At 68.1% G+C, this 12,133-nt stretch carries 12 protein-coding genes; 7 read left to right on the forward strand and 5 right to left on the reverse strand.

Annotated features, from left to right (window positions below):
- Positions 1 to 184 precede the first annotated feature (184 nt).
- The 5 genes from AOZ53_RS32410 to AOZ53_RS32430 form a co-directional block, all read right to left on the reverse strand.
- Positions 185 to 1,180 (reverse strand): Bug family tripartite tricarboxylate transporter substrate binding protein, encoded by a 996-nt coding sequence (locus tag AOZ53_RS32410; protein WP_054429328.1) that lies wholly within the window; start codon positions 1,178 to 1,180, stop codon positions 185 to 187.
- A gap of 73 nt (positions 1,181 to 1,253) precedes the next feature.
- Entirely contained in the window at positions 1,254 to 2,303 is a 1,050-nt protein-coding gene (locus tag AOZ53_RS32415) for an NAD(P)H-dependent glycerol-3-phosphate dehydrogenase (RefSeq protein WP_054429329.1), read from the reverse strand.
- An 18-nt stretch (positions 2,304 to 2,321) separates the two neighbouring features.
- A complete protein-coding gene (gene secB / locus AOZ53_RS32420) occupies positions 2,322 to 2,855 on the reverse strand; it encodes a protein-export chaperone SecB (protein WP_006391756.1) in 534 nt (177 codons plus the stop codon).
- Positions 2,856 to 2,891: 36 nt separating this feature from the next.
- Positions 2,892 to 3,149: a glutaredoxin 3 gene (gene grxC / locus AOZ53_RS32425; RefSeq protein ID WP_006391755.1), complete on the reverse strand. Its 258-nt coding sequence runs from the start codon at positions 3,147 to 3,149 to the stop codon at positions 2,892 to 2,894.
- Between the two features lie 50 nt (positions 3,150 to 3,199).
- Positions 3,200 to 3,622 carry a rhodanese-like domain-containing protein gene (locus AOZ53_RS32430; RefSeq protein WP_006391754.1) on the reverse strand — a complete coding sequence of 141 codons (423 nt, stop codon included), beginning with the start codon at positions 3,620 to 3,622 and terminating at the stop codon, positions 3,200 to 3,202.
- Positions 3,623 to 3,783: 161 nt separating this feature from the next.
- Here AOZ53_RS32430 and gpmA point away from each other — a divergent pair, with 161 nt between their 5' ends.
- The 7 genes from gpmA to AOZ53_RS32465 all read left to right on the forward strand — a co-directional run bounded on the left by gpmA (position 3,784) and on the right by AOZ53_RS32465 (position 11,939).
- On the forward strand, positions 3,784 to 4,536 hold the full coding sequence (gene gpmA, locus AOZ53_RS32435) for a 2,3-diphosphoglycerate-dependent phosphoglycerate mutase (RefSeq protein WP_035359662.1): 753 nt from the start codon (positions 3,784 to 3,786) through the stop codon (positions 4,534 to 4,536).
- Positions 4,537 to 4,541: 5 nt separating this feature from the next.
- A complete protein-coding gene (locus AOZ53_RS32440) occupies positions 4,542 to 6,143 on the forward strand; it encodes a murein hydrolase activator EnvC family protein (RefSeq protein ID WP_082380366.1) in 1,602 nt (533 codons plus the stop codon).
- Positions 6,144 to 6,185: 42 nt separating this feature from the next.
- Positions 6,186 to 7,631, forward strand: coding sequence for a S41 family peptidase (locus AOZ53_RS32445; protein ID WP_054429330.1), 1,446 nt, complete (start codon positions 6,186 to 6,188; stop codon positions 7,629 to 7,631).
- Positions 7,628 to 8,383, forward strand: coding sequence for a HesA/MoeB/ThiF family protein (locus AOZ53_RS32450; RefSeq protein WP_054474869.1), 756 nt, complete (start codon positions 7,628 to 7,630; stop codon positions 8,381 to 8,383). Before AOZ53_RS32445 ends, AOZ53_RS32450 begins: the two co-directional genes overlap by 4 nt.
- Positions 8,384 to 8,532: 149 nt before the next feature.
- Complete coding sequence (locus tag AOZ53_RS32455) at positions 8,533 to 9,711, forward strand: GGDEF domain-containing protein (protein ID WP_082385866.1); 1,179 nt, start codon at positions 8,533 to 8,535, stop codon at positions 9,709 to 9,711.
- 99 nt (positions 9,712 to 9,810) lie between these two features.
- Positions 9,811 to 10,530 (forward strand): FadR/GntR family transcriptional regulator, encoded by a 720-nt coding sequence (locus tag AOZ53_RS32460; protein ID WP_054429333.1) that lies wholly within the window; start codon positions 9,811 to 9,813, stop codon positions 10,528 to 10,530.
- A complete protein-coding gene (locus AOZ53_RS32465) occupies positions 10,527 to 11,939 on the forward strand; it encodes an FAD-binding oxidoreductase (RefSeq protein ID WP_054490975.1) in 1,413 nt (470 codons plus the stop codon). Before AOZ53_RS32460 ends, AOZ53_RS32465 begins: the two co-directional genes overlap by 4 nt.
- Positions 11,940 to 12,133 lie beyond the last annotated feature (194 nt).

The following is a 12,133-nucleotide window of genomic DNA, read 5'->3' on the forward strand; positions in this document are numbered from 1 at the left end:
CCCCTTCGTCATCTTCGTCACAGCCTTCGGCTGTTCCTTCAGATTCCCTCGGGCGCATCTACACGCCCCGCCATCCCCCGCCTGCCCCGTCACTCGCTCGCGTCGTGACTTGACCGCGGGTGGTGGGGCGAGTTGTTTGCTTGGCGTTTTTGCCGGCAATCTTTGGGGGAGAGGGCTTGCGGGCTTAGTCCAGTGACAGGTTCAGCTTCTGGATGACTTGGTCCCAGCGGGCCTTTTCGTCCTGGATGCGGACGGTCAGGGCCTCGGGGGTGGAGGCGGCGGGGGTGAAGTATTGCAGGGCCATCTGCTTGCGGACCGCGTCGCTGTTGATGATGCGGTTCAGTTCGCTGTTCAGGCGCTCGATGATGGGCATCGGCGTTTCGGCGGGGACCAGGATGGCGTTCCAGGAGATGGCTTCGAAGTCGGGGTAGCCCTGCGAGGCCATGGTGGGGATGCCGGGCAGGGTGTCGCTGGGCTGCAGGCTGGTGACGGCGAGGATCTTGACCTTGCCGTCGCGGGTCTGGGGCACGGCAATGGCGGGGACCATGAAGCCGGCCTGGATGTCGCCGCCGATGATGGCGCTGATGACCTGCGGGAAGCCGGCGTAGGGGATGTGCGCCATGTCGATGCCGGCGCGTTCCTTGAACATTTCCATGGCCAGGTGGGCCGAGCTGCCGGGGCCGACGGAGCCGTAGTTCAGCGAGCTGCCGTGTTCCTTCACCATGCGGACGAAGTCCTGCACGGAATTGACGTTCTTCAGGTTGCCGGGCACGGTCAGCACATTGGGGCTGGTGCCGACCAGCGTCACGGGCGCCAGGTCCTGCAGCGGGTCGTAGCCCAGCGTCTTCTTGTAGAGCGTGGGCGCGGTGACCAGCGGGCCGTTGATCGTGTAGAGCAGGGTGTAGCCGTCGGGTTTGGCCTGGGCGACGATGCGGGTGCCGATGTTGCCGCCGGCGCCGGTCTTGTTGTCGATGACGATGGGTTGCCCCAGCGCCTGCGCCAGCGGTTCCGAGATGGTGCGCGCCAGGATGTCGGGCGATGAGCCGGGCGGGAACGGCACCACCATGTGGATGGGGCGGTCAGGCCAATCGGCGTGGGCGGCGGCGGGCAGGATGGCCGCCAGGCTCAGGCAGAGGCCGCGCAGCAGGGGGCCGACCCGGAACGTGCGGGTTTGCGTCATGAAGGATGTCTCCTGGGTGTCGTGCGTCGTGTTGTTATGAGGACGGGGATGGGGTCCGGGAGCGCGGGCGGTGTCAGCCCGCGTTGCCGTGTTCGTCGCGGGCGTCGCGCGCCAGCAGAGTGGATACGGCCGTCATGGGCGCGACGCCGTCGAACAGCACGGCGCATACGGCTTCGGTGATGGGCAGTTCGACGCCGATGGCGCGGGCGCGTTCCAGCGCGGCGCGCGCGCAGCGCACGCCTTCGGCGGTGATGCCGCTGGCCAGGATGTCGGCCAGCTTGCGGCCGGCGCCGATTTCCAGGCCGACGCGGCGGTTGCGCGACAGTTCGCCGGTGGCGGTCAGGACCAGGTCGCCCAGGCCGGTCAGGCCGGCGAAGGTCTCGGGCTGCGCGCCCAGCGCGACGCCGAAGCGCGTCATTTCAGCCAGGCCGCGGGTGATCAGCGCGGCGCGGGCGTTGGTGCCCAGCGCCAGGCCGTCGCCGATGCCGCAGGCCACGGCGATGACGTTCTTGAGGGCGCCGCCCATTTCCACGCCGACCAGGTCGCCGCTGGCGTAGACGCGCAGCGCGGCGCCGTGCAGGGCCTGGGTGGTGGCGGCGCGCAGGGCGGCGTTGTCGCTGGCGACGGTCAGCGCCACGGGCAGTCCCTGGGCGACTTCGCGAGCGAACGACGGACCCGACAGGACGCCGCCGACGGCGCCGGGCAGGGCCTCGCGCACGATTTCGTGGGGCAGCCTGGCCGTGTCGGCTTCAAAGCCCTTGCAGGTCCAGACGATGGGCGTGTCTTGCAGGCCCAGTGCGGGCAGGCGGCGCGCGAGTTCCGCGCAGGTGGCGGCCAGGCCGGCCACCGGGACGCCGAGGATGATCAGCCCCGCCGCGCCGTCCTGTTGCAGGCTGCGCAGCGTGGCGTCGAGATCAGGGGTAATCGTCAGTGCCTGGGGCAGGGCGATGCCAGGCAGGTAGCGCGCGTTTTCGTGGCGGGCGGCCATGTCGGCGGCCTGCGCCGGATCGCGCGCCCAGAGTACGGTGGGGTGGCGGCGGCTCGCGGCCGCCGCCAGCGCGGTGCCCCAGCTGCCCGCGCCCAGGACGGCGACGCGCAGGCTGGGCGGAGTGGGCTGGTTCATGGGGCGCCGCGGTCTGCCTTATTGGCGGGTGGCGCTGGCGGGCAGGATGATGCCCGAGTCGCTGCCGTTGCCATTGGCGTTGCTTTGCTGTTGTTGCAGTTCCGCCAGACGCTGTTCGTACAGGGCCTGGAAGTTGACTTCGGTCAGGTGCAGCGGCGGCATCGAGGTGCGGGTGATCGCGTCGGCGATGTTGGCGCGCAGGTACGGGTACAGCATCGTCGGGCAGACAATGCCCAGCAGCGGATCGAGCTGCTCTTCGGGGATGTTGGCGGCTTCGAAGATGCCGGCCTGGGTGCCCTCGACCAGGTACACGACCTTGTCGTTGATGCGGGTGGTGACGGTGACGGTGACCGTGGTCTCGAACACGGTTTCGGCCAGGCGCTGGCCGCCCACGGTGATGCTCACTTCAACCTGGGGCGCTTCTTGCTCCAGGAAGACGTGGGGCGCGTTCGGCATTTCCAGCGAAAGGTCTTTCAGGTAGACGCGCTGCAGATTGAACGAGGGCGCGTCGTTGCCGCCTTCTTGCTGGGTGTTTTGGTCTTGATCAGCCATGAGTGTTTCCGTTGGTGGGAGGGGCAAAAAGGGGCGTTAGCCGTTGAGCAATGGGGTCAGGCCGCCCGAGCGGTCCAGCGCCATCAGGTCGTCGCAACCGCCGACGTGGGTATCGCCGATGAAGATCTGCGGTACCGTGCGCCGGCCGGTGCGTTCGATCATGCGATCGCGCTGGCCGGGCTCGCGGTCGATCTGGATGATCTCCAGGTCGGTCACGCCGCGCTGCTCCAGCAGCGCCTTGGCGCGGGCGCAATAGGGACAATAGTCCTTGCTGTACATGACAACTTTATTCATAGGCGCTCCAGGCGGATTCTGTCGATAAGATGGGGGCGCGTCGCCCGCGTTCAACCCTTCTGGGTGACCGGCAGGCTGGCGGCCAGCCAGGCGCGCATGCCGCCATCGAGCGGCACCACGTCGGCGAAGCCCTGCGCGCGCAGCTTGGCGGCGGCGCGGGCGGAATCACGGCCATTGTCGCAAACCACGACCAGCGGCTTGTTCTTGGGCAGCGAGGCGGCCTTCTGTTCCAGATCGGCGGCCGGGACGCTGCGGGCCTGGGCGATGTGGCCGGCCTGGAACTGTTCGGCGGGGCGCACGTCGACCCACACGGCCTGGCGCTGGTTGACCATCTGGATGGCTTCCGTGGTGCTGACGGCCGAGCCGGTGCGGCCCTTGCGCAGGGCGGGAATGGCCAGCATGACGCCGGAAACGACGGTTACGGCGACAATGAAGATGTTGTTTTTATCGAGCAAGAATTGCAGAAGGTCCACGGGGCATCCTGAAGGGCGGCGTCTAGCCTGGTAAGGGCGAACCCTGAAGCGCCGCGCCGCCAAATTCACGGGTGCGCCGGGGCAAAATCAAGGGCAAAATCGCTCAATTATAAAATGAGCGCATTCCGCAACTTTAACCCGCGTTACAAGCGTGCCAAACCATGCATAAACTCGTTCTGATGCGCCACGGCGAAAGCCAGTGGAATCTGGAAAACCGTTTCACCGGCTGGACTGACGTCGACCTGACCGAAACCGGCCGTGAACAGGCCCGCAAGGCGGGCGAATTGCTCAAGAAAGAAGGCTACACCTTCGATCTGGCCTACTCGTCGGTGCTCAAGCGCGCCATCCGCACCCTGTGGATCGCCCTGGACGCCATGGATGCCATGTACACCCCGGTGGGCGTGAACTGGCGCCTGAACGAGCGCCACTATGGCGCCCTGCAGGGCCTGAACAAGGCCGAGACCGCCGCCAAGTACGGCGACGAGCAGGTGCTGGTCTGGCGCCGCGCCTACGCCATCGCGCCGGAACCCCTGGCGCTGGACGACGAGCGTCACCCGCGCTTCGACAGCCGCTACGCCAAGATCCCGGCCGACCAGCTGCCGGCCACCGAGTGCCTGAAGGACACCGTGGCGCGCGTGCTGCCGTTCTGGAACGAGTCCATCGCCCCGGCCATCCGCGCCGGCCGCAAGGTGCTGATCGCCGCCCACGGCAACAGCCTGCGCGCCCTCATCAAGCACCTGGACAACGTCTCGGACGACGACATCGTCAACCTGAACATCCCCACTGGCCAGCCGCTGGTGTATGAATTGGATGATGACCTGCGTCCGATCCGCCACTATTATCTCGGCGATGCCGCCGAGATCGAGGCGGCCATGGCCGCGGTCGCGGCCCAGGGCAAGGCTAAGAAGGACTGATATCCATGGTGCGCATGGCGGGGTGGTTGTTGGCGGTCATGCTGGCCGGCGGGGCGCTGCCGGCGGGCGCCGCGCCCAACGATCTCGCCGGCCGCCAGTCCGAAGCCGAGAAACAGCAGGCGCAGCTGCGCGACCGTATCGAGAATCTGCAAAAGGACATCGATACGCGCGAGGCCGCCCGCAAGGAAGCCGCCGACGCCTTGAAGCAGTCGGAATCGGCGATTTCCCGCATCAATCTGCGCCTGAAGGAACTGGCCGAGTCCAGCCGCCAGGCGACCACCGACCTGTCCGGCCTGGAAAAGCAGATCACGGCCCAGCAGGCCGTGCTGGCCAAGCGCCGGGTCGAGCTGGCCGACCAGTTGCGTACCCAATACACCAGCGGCCTGTCGCCCTGGACCGCGCTGCTGTCCGGCGACGATCCCCAGGTGCTGGGCCGCAACCTGGGCTACCTCGATTACGTGTCCCAGGCCCGCGCCCGCGCCGTCGAGGCGCTGCGCGCCGATATCGACCGCCTGGCGGCCCTGCAGGGCCGCGCCGACGCCCGCCGCGCCGAGATCGAGAAGCTGGTGGCCGAAACCTCCGAGCAGAAGACTGCCCTGGTCGCCCAGCAGAAAGAGCGCGGCACCCTGCTGGCGCAGCTGGAAGGCCAGATCGCCGCCCAGCGCGCCGAAGCCAACAAACTGGGGCGGGACGACCAGCGCCTGTCGCGCCTGATCACCGACCTGGACGCGGCCATCGTCAAGCAGGCCGAAGAGGCCCGCAAGGCCGAGGAAGCGCGGCGTCGCGCCGAGGAAGCGCGCAAGGCCGAGGAAGCCCGGCGCGCCGAAGAGGCGCGCAAGAAGGCCGAAGCCGATCGCCGCGCCGAGGAAGCCCGCAAGAAAGCCGAGGCCGACCGCAAGGCGGCCGCCGACAAGGCCACGGCCGACAACGCCCGCCGCGACCGCAACGCGCGCGAGGCCCGCGAGGCCGCCGAGGCGCGCGAACAGGTCGAGGCCGCGTCGCGCCAGGGCCGCGGCCCGGTGGTCGTGGCCGATCCGGACGCCGCCGGCCTGCGCCCGGCCGACACGCGCCATCCGCGCCTGACCGGCCCGGCCGAGACGCCGCCCGCGACAAAACCCGCGGATCCCCCCAAAAAGACGGAACCTGTCGAGGAAGAAGCCGCTCCAACCCGTAGTGCGTCGACCCAGCAGACTCCGCGCGCCGCCCCGGTGGGCGGCGGCAACGGCCTGCGTCACGGCCTGGCCGCGCCGGTGCGGGGCCAGGTGCAGGGACGCTTCGGGGTCGACCGCCCGGATGGCGGCGTCTGGCGCGGCGTGGTGCTGCGCGCGGCCGAAGGCACGCCGGTGAAGGTGGTGGCCCCTGGCACGGTGGTCTATGCCGATTGGCTGAGGGGTTTTGGCAATCTCATCATTGTGGATCATGGCCAGCAATATTTGACCGTCTATGCTTACAACCAAAGTCTGCTCAAACGGGTGGGCGATTCCGTCGCGACGGGAGATACTATTGCTACGGTAGGCGCAACCGGCGGCCAAGTGGAATCCGGCCTATACTTTGAAATTCGCCATCGCGGCGCTCCTGTGGATCCAGCCCAGTGGCTGGCCCAGTAAAGCCAAAAACCCTCAAGGGCGAAAACCATTCGGGAAGTGTGCATGAGCACTCGCAAGTTTCGCGGTTTCGGTCTGATTGCCATCGGTGCGGTGGCAGGTGTCTTGCTCAGCGTGGGCGTGACGGCTGTCGCCCAGCGCGGCAGCCCCTTGCCGCTGGATGAACTCAGGCAACTGAGCAACGTCTTCGCCGCCATCAAGAACAACTACGTCGAGTCGGTGGACGACAAGACGCTGATCGACAACGCCATCTCCGGCATGGTGTCGAACCTGGACCCGCACTCCGCCTACCTGGATGCCGACGCGTTCCGCGAAATGCAGACGGCCACGCAGGGTGAGTTCGGCGGCCTCGGCATCGAGGTCGGCGCCGAAGACGGCTTCGTCAAGGTCATCTCGCCCATCGAGGACACCCCCGCCGCGCGCGCGGGCGTCATGGCCGGCGACCTCATCATCAAGATCGACGACACGCCCACCAAGGGCATGTCGCTGAACGACGCCGTCAAGCTCATGCGCGGCGCGCCCAAGTCGCCCATCACGCTGACCATCATGCGCGCCGACCGGCCGCAGCCGATCGTGCTCAAGATCGTGCGCGACATCATCAAGGTGCGCAGCGTGCGCAGCAAGATGCTGGACAACGGCGTGGCCTACGTGCGCATCGCCCAGTTCCAGGAAAAGACCGGCGTCGACCTGGCCAAGCAGCTCAAGGACCTGGGCGCCAAGGAAGCCCCCAAGGGCCTGGTGCTCGACCTGCGCAATGACCCGGGCGGCCTGCTGACCAGCGCCATCGGTGTGTCCGGCGCGTTCCTGCCGGCCGACGCCCTGGTGGTGTCGACCGACGGCCGCACCCCGGACGCCCGCCACAAGTACCTGGCGACCCCGTCGGAATACGCCCGCGGCGAAAGCAACTACCTGTCGGGCCTGCCGGCCTGGACCAAGACCGTGCCGATGGTGGTGCTGGTCAACGTCGGTTCGGCCTCGGCTTCCGAGATCGTGGCCGGCGCGCTGCAGGACCACAAGCGCGCCAAGGTGCTGGGCAACCGCACCTTCGGCAAGGGCTCGGTGCAGGTGATCCTGCCGCTGTCGGAAACCACCGCGGTCAAGCTCACCACCTCGCGCTACTTCACGCCCAGCGGCCGTTCGATCCAGGCCACCGGCATCGAGCCCGACTACGTCGTGGCCGACACCGCCGACGGCGACCTGTTCCGCCTGCCGCGCGAAGCCGACCTGCAGCGTCACCTGTCGAACCCGGGCACGGCCAACGAAGTGAAGTCCAACTCGGACCAGGACAACGTCGACGTGCCGACCAAGGTGTTCGAGTTCGGCGGCAAGGATGACTTCCAGCTGCAGCAGGCGATCAACCTGCTGGCCGGCAAGCCGGTGCAGAAGGGCTCGGCCCGCGCCCAGGCCAAGGCCGACGCCAAGCCCGGCGCCGGCAACGCCCAGCGCATGAAGATCACGCCGACCGGAGTCGAGCCCAGCAAGGACAAATGAACGACGAGCAACTACTGCGCTACGCCCGCCACATCCTGCTCGACGAGCTGGGTATCGAAGGGCAGGAAAGACTGCTGGCGGCGCGTGTGCTTATCGTAGGGGCGGGTGGACTGGGTTCGCCCGCCGCGCTCTACCTGGCCACCGCCGGCGTCGGCGACATCACGCTGGCCGATGACGACGTCGTCGAGCTCAGCAACCTGCAGCGCCAGATCCTCCACACCACCGCGAGCGTCGGCCGGCCCAAGGCCGAGTCCGGCCGCGATATGCTGGCCGCCTTCAATCCGCAGACCCGCGTGCATGCCCGCGTCGAGCGGTTGCAGGGCCAGGCCCTGTCGGACGCCGTGGCGCAGGCCGACCTGGTGCTGGACTGCACCGACAACTTCACTACCCGCCACGCCATCAACCGCGCCTGCGTGCAGCATCGCAAGCCGCTGGTGTCGGGCGCGGCCATCCGCTTCGACGGGCAGGTCAGCGTCTACGATCTGCGCGACCCCGAGGCGCCTTGTTATCACTGCCTGTTTCCCGAGGCCGACGACGTCGAAGAGGCCAATTGCGCCACCATGGGCGTGTTCGCCCCGGTGGTCGGCATCATCGGCAGCATGCAGGCGGCCGAAGCGCTCAAGCTGCTTTCCGGCGTGGGCGAGAGCCTGTCGGGGCGCCTGCTGTGGCTCGACGTGCGCACCATGCAGTGGCGCAGCGTCAACGTGCAGCGCGATCCCGAGTGCGCGGTTTGCGGGACCCGTGGGCATTGATCCGTCCGCCCCGTGGATATTCTGTCCCCGTAAAATCTGCATGTCATGATCCGTGCGAACAATATTAAAGGTTTGAAATACCTGCTATAACGCCAGCCAGCCTTCCTCTCATGGCAGGCAGCTTTGGACGTATCGGAGTGGAAACAGGATTGAGCTTCAGCCTGCCGAAATGGCGGCTGACCCGATGGTTGACGGATTCCGGGCAGGACACGCCTGCGGACATCCGCGCCGCGCTGATTGCCAGTCTGTTCGGCACCCTGCCCATCTTCGCGGGCGGCGTCATCAATACCCTGATGATCTCGGGCGTGGTCGCCTGGCGCCGGCCCGAGCCGCTCTATATCTCCTGGCTGGCCCTGGAGATCGTGCTGGCGGTGGTGCGGGTCACCATCCTGCGCTCGGCCTTGCGCAACGCCGCCCGGGGCGGCAACACCCATACCGACATCTATATCGTGCTGGCGCTGCTGTGGGCGTTCAGCGTCGGCTACGGCGTCTTCGTCACCTTCCTCAACCATGACTGGCTGGCCGCCACGCTGGCCGGCGTGTCCTGCGGCGCCATGGCGGGCGGCATCTGCTTTCGCAACTACGGCGCGCCGCGGCTGGTGGCCGCGATGATCTTCCTGAGCCTGGGGCCGATGTGCCTGGGCGCGCTGTTCGCCGGTGAATACGTCACCGCCATCGTCTTCATCCAGATCCCGTTCTACCTGGTCAGCATGAGCATCGCCTCGCAGCGGCTGCGCCGCATCCTGGTGTCCACCATGCTGGCCGAGCGCGAGAACGAACGCCGCGCCAGTCTGGACGCGTTGACCGGCCTGGCCAACCGCGCCGGGCTGGAAGCGGCGCTCGAACGCATCTGCGCCAGCGCGCGCGGGCAGGACAGCGCCGCCGCGCTGTTCTACATGGACATGGATGATTTCAAGATCATCAACGACACCCACGGCCACGCCGCCGGCGACCATGTGCTGAAAACCATCGCCCAGCGCATGCGCGCCATGCTGCGGGTGGACGACGTCGCGGCCCGCATCGGCGGCGATGAATTCATCGTGCTGGCCACCGGCATCGACGCCACCGCCGCGCTGCGCCTGGGCAACCATCTGCTGCGCGATGCCATCCAGCCGATCACGCTGGCCGACGGCACGCGGGTCAGCGTGGGATTGTCGATCGGCATCTCGATCATTTCCGGCGCCGACCGCAAGGCGCAGTCGGTGCTGGATTCGGCCGACGCGGCGCTGTACCGCGCCAAGGCGCAGGGCGGCCGCCGCTGCGCGGTCGCCGGCGCGCCCGACCTGGACGAAGTCCGCGAGACCGGCGACGCCGCCGCGACGGCCTGAGGGCTGGCGCCTCAAGCCGCAAGCCCAAGGCACGACACATTCCCCGGTTTCTTCAAAGTTATCAGATAACCTGAAAAGTCTGCGCTATACTCGGCCGCTATGCTGACCAAGAGCCTCACCCTGACCGAACAGGTCGCCCGCCAGATCGCGGGCGACATCGCCCATGGCGTCTATCCCGTGGGCGCCAAGCTGCCGGCCGGCCGCGTGCTGGCGGAACAGTACGGCGTCAGCGCCGCAGTCATCCGCGAGGTCACCGAGCGCCTGCGGGCGCAGGGCCTGGTGCAGAGCCGCCAGGGATCGGGCAGCGTGGTGCTGGCGCGCACCGGCGCGCAGGGCTTCCAGGTGCCCGCCGACATCGCCGTCAGCCGCGAGCAGCTGGCCAGCGTCTACGAACTGCGCATGGAACTGGAAGGCGGCGCCGCCGCGCTGGCGGCCGAGCGTCGCAACGCCGCCGACCTGGAGGCCATGGCTAGCGCCCTGGCCGACCTGGAACATCACCAGCACCATCCCGAACACGGAGTCGAGCACGACATCGCCTTCCACCTGGCGATCGCGGCCGCGACCCACAATCCGTTCTACCAGGACCTGCTGCAGTACCTGAACCTGCAATTGCGCCTGGCTGTCAGCACCGCGCGCGCCAACAGCCGCCAGCTGGCCGGCATGACGGACGCCGTGCACCACGAACACGTCGCCGTGTTCGAGGCCATCCGCGACAGTGATGCGCCGCGCGCGCGTCTCATGGCCGAACGCCACCTGCGCCAGGCGGCCAGCCGCCTGCGCCTCGATTCCCTCTTTCCCGCCTCCAGGCAGACATCATGAGCCCAACCGACATCGCCCAGCGCCTGGTCCAGGCCCTCGGCCCCGACACCGTCTTCACCGCCAGCGAGGACATCGCGCCCTGGCTGTCCGACTGGCGCGGCCTGTACAACGGCCGCGCGCAGGCGGTGGTCCGTCCGCGCACCACCGCCGAGGTCGCCACCTGCCTGGCGCTCTGCAGCGAGGCCGGCGTGCCGGTGGTGCCGCGCGGCGGCAACACCGGCCTGTGCGGCGGCGCCACGCCCGATGCCGCGCCCGTCAACGTCGTGCTGAGCCTGGACCGCATGAACGCGGTGCGCGCCATCGACACCGTCGCCAACACCATGGTCGCCGAAGCCGGCTGCATCCTCGGCAATCTGCGCCGCGCCGCGCAGGACGCCGGCCGCCTGCTGCCGTTGAGCCTGGCCGCCGAAGACTCCAGCCAGATCGGCGGCAACGTCGCCACCAACGCCGGCGGCGTCAACGTGGTGCGCTACGGCATGGCGCGCGAGCTGGTGCTGGGCCTGGAAGCGGTGCTGCCCAACGGCGAGATCTTCAACGGCCTGCGCACCCTGCGCAAGGACAACACCGGCTACGACCTCAAGCAGCTGCTGATCGGCTCGGAAGGCACGCTCGGCGTCATCACGGCCGTGGCGCTGCGCCTGTACCCGCGCACCGACGTGCGCTCGGTGGTGCTGGCCGCGGTCGAATCGCCGGCGCAGGCGCTGCAGCTGTTCGAGATCCTGTTCGAGCAGTGCGGCGCGCGCCTGCAGGCTTTCGAGTATTTCTCCGGCGACTGCCTCGACCTGGTCCTGACGCACGCGGCCGGCGTGCAGGAGCCGTTCGATCAGCGCTACCCCGCCTATGTGCTGGTCGAGCTGGCCGACACCACCGACGAAGCGGCCCTGACCGCGCTGCTGGAAAACGTGATCGGCACCGCGCTCGAACGCGGCCTGTGCCTGGACGCGGCGGTGTCCGCGTCGCTGGCGCAGCTGCAGGCGCTATGGAAGCTGCGCGAGGAAATCTCCGAAGCGCAACGCGCCGACGGCCCGCACCTGAAGCACGATGTGTCGCTGCCGATCGAGAGCATTCCCGATTTCATGGTGTCGGCCGAAGCCCGCGTGCGCGCGTTGTACCCGGACATCCGCCCCTTCATCTTCGGCCATTTCGGCGACGGCAACCTGCACTACAACCTGTCGCGCCCGGCAGGCGCGGACCGCGGCTGGGTGGCCGAACACGGCGCCGCCATCACCGACGCGGTCCTGGACGAGGTCAATCGCTACGGCGGGAGCATCAGTGCGGAGCACGGGATCGGGCAGCTCAAGCGGGAGCATTTCCTGCATAGCAAGGATGCGGTGGAGTTGCGGTTGATGCGGGAGATCAAGCGGGTTTTGGATCCTAAGGGGATTATGAATCCTGGAAAGCTGCTGTAAGAGGGGCTTGTTGGCGGGGGGAAGGCGCTTCGTAGGTCGCCCCTCGGCCGGGCGGACCCGATGGCGGGCGCCCACGATTGCGGTCCGGAGCGTTCGCTCCGGACTTCCCCGTTGTCATCCTTGTATGGTGTAGATGCGCCTTCCGCAGTGGGAGGGTGCTGGGGTAGGGACGTCGTCATCCATCAGCCGGTAGC

This window comes from Achromobacter sp. 2789STDY5608621 (genome assembly GCF_001299375.1).
In the GTDB taxonomy this organism is placed as follows: domain Bacteria; phylum Pseudomonadota; class Gammaproteobacteria; order Burkholderiales; family Burkholderiaceae_B; genus Achromobacter; species Achromobacter insuavis.

Bases quoted from the DNA above. Each gene is read 5' to 3' on its own strand.
- AOZ53_RS32410 (WP_054429328.1), bottom strand. From the start codon at position 1,180: ATGACGCAAACCCGCACGTTCCGGGTCGGCCCCCTGCTGCGCGGCCTC.
- AOZ53_RS32415 (WP_054429329.1), bottom strand. From the start codon at position 2,303: ATGAACCAGCCCACTCCGCCCAGCCTGCGCGTCGCCGTCCTGGGCGCG.
- secB (WP_006391756.1), bottom strand. From the start codon at position 2,855: ATGGCTGATCAAGACCAAAACACCCAGCAAGAAGGCGGCAACGACGCG.
- grxC (WP_006391755.1), bottom strand. From the start codon at position 3,149: ATGAATAAAGTTGTCATGTACAGCAAGGACTATTGTCCCTATTGCGCC.
- gpmA (WP_035359662.1), top strand. From the start codon at position 3,784: ATGCATAAACTCGTTCTGATGCGCCACGGCGAAAGCCAGTGGAATCTG.
- AOZ53_RS32440 (WP_082380366.1), top strand. From the start codon at position 4,542: ATGGTGCGCATGGCGGGGTGGTTGTTGGCGGTCATGCTGGCCGGCGGG.
- AOZ53_RS32445 (WP_054429330.1), top strand. From the start codon at position 6,186: ATGAGCACTCGCAAGTTTCGCGGTTTCGGTCTGATTGCCATCGGTGCG.
- AOZ53_RS32450 (WP_054474869.1), top strand. From the start codon at position 7,628: ATGAACGACGAGCAACTACTGCGCTACGCCCGCCACATCCTGCTCGAC.
- AOZ53_RS32460 (WP_054429333.1), top strand. From the start codon at position 9,811: ATGCTGACCAAGAGCCTCACCCTGACCGAACAGGTCGCCCGCCAGATC.
- AOZ53_RS32465 (WP_054490975.1), top strand. From the start codon at position 10,527: ATGAGCCCAACCGACATCGCCCAGCGCCTGGTCCAGGCCCTCGGCCCC.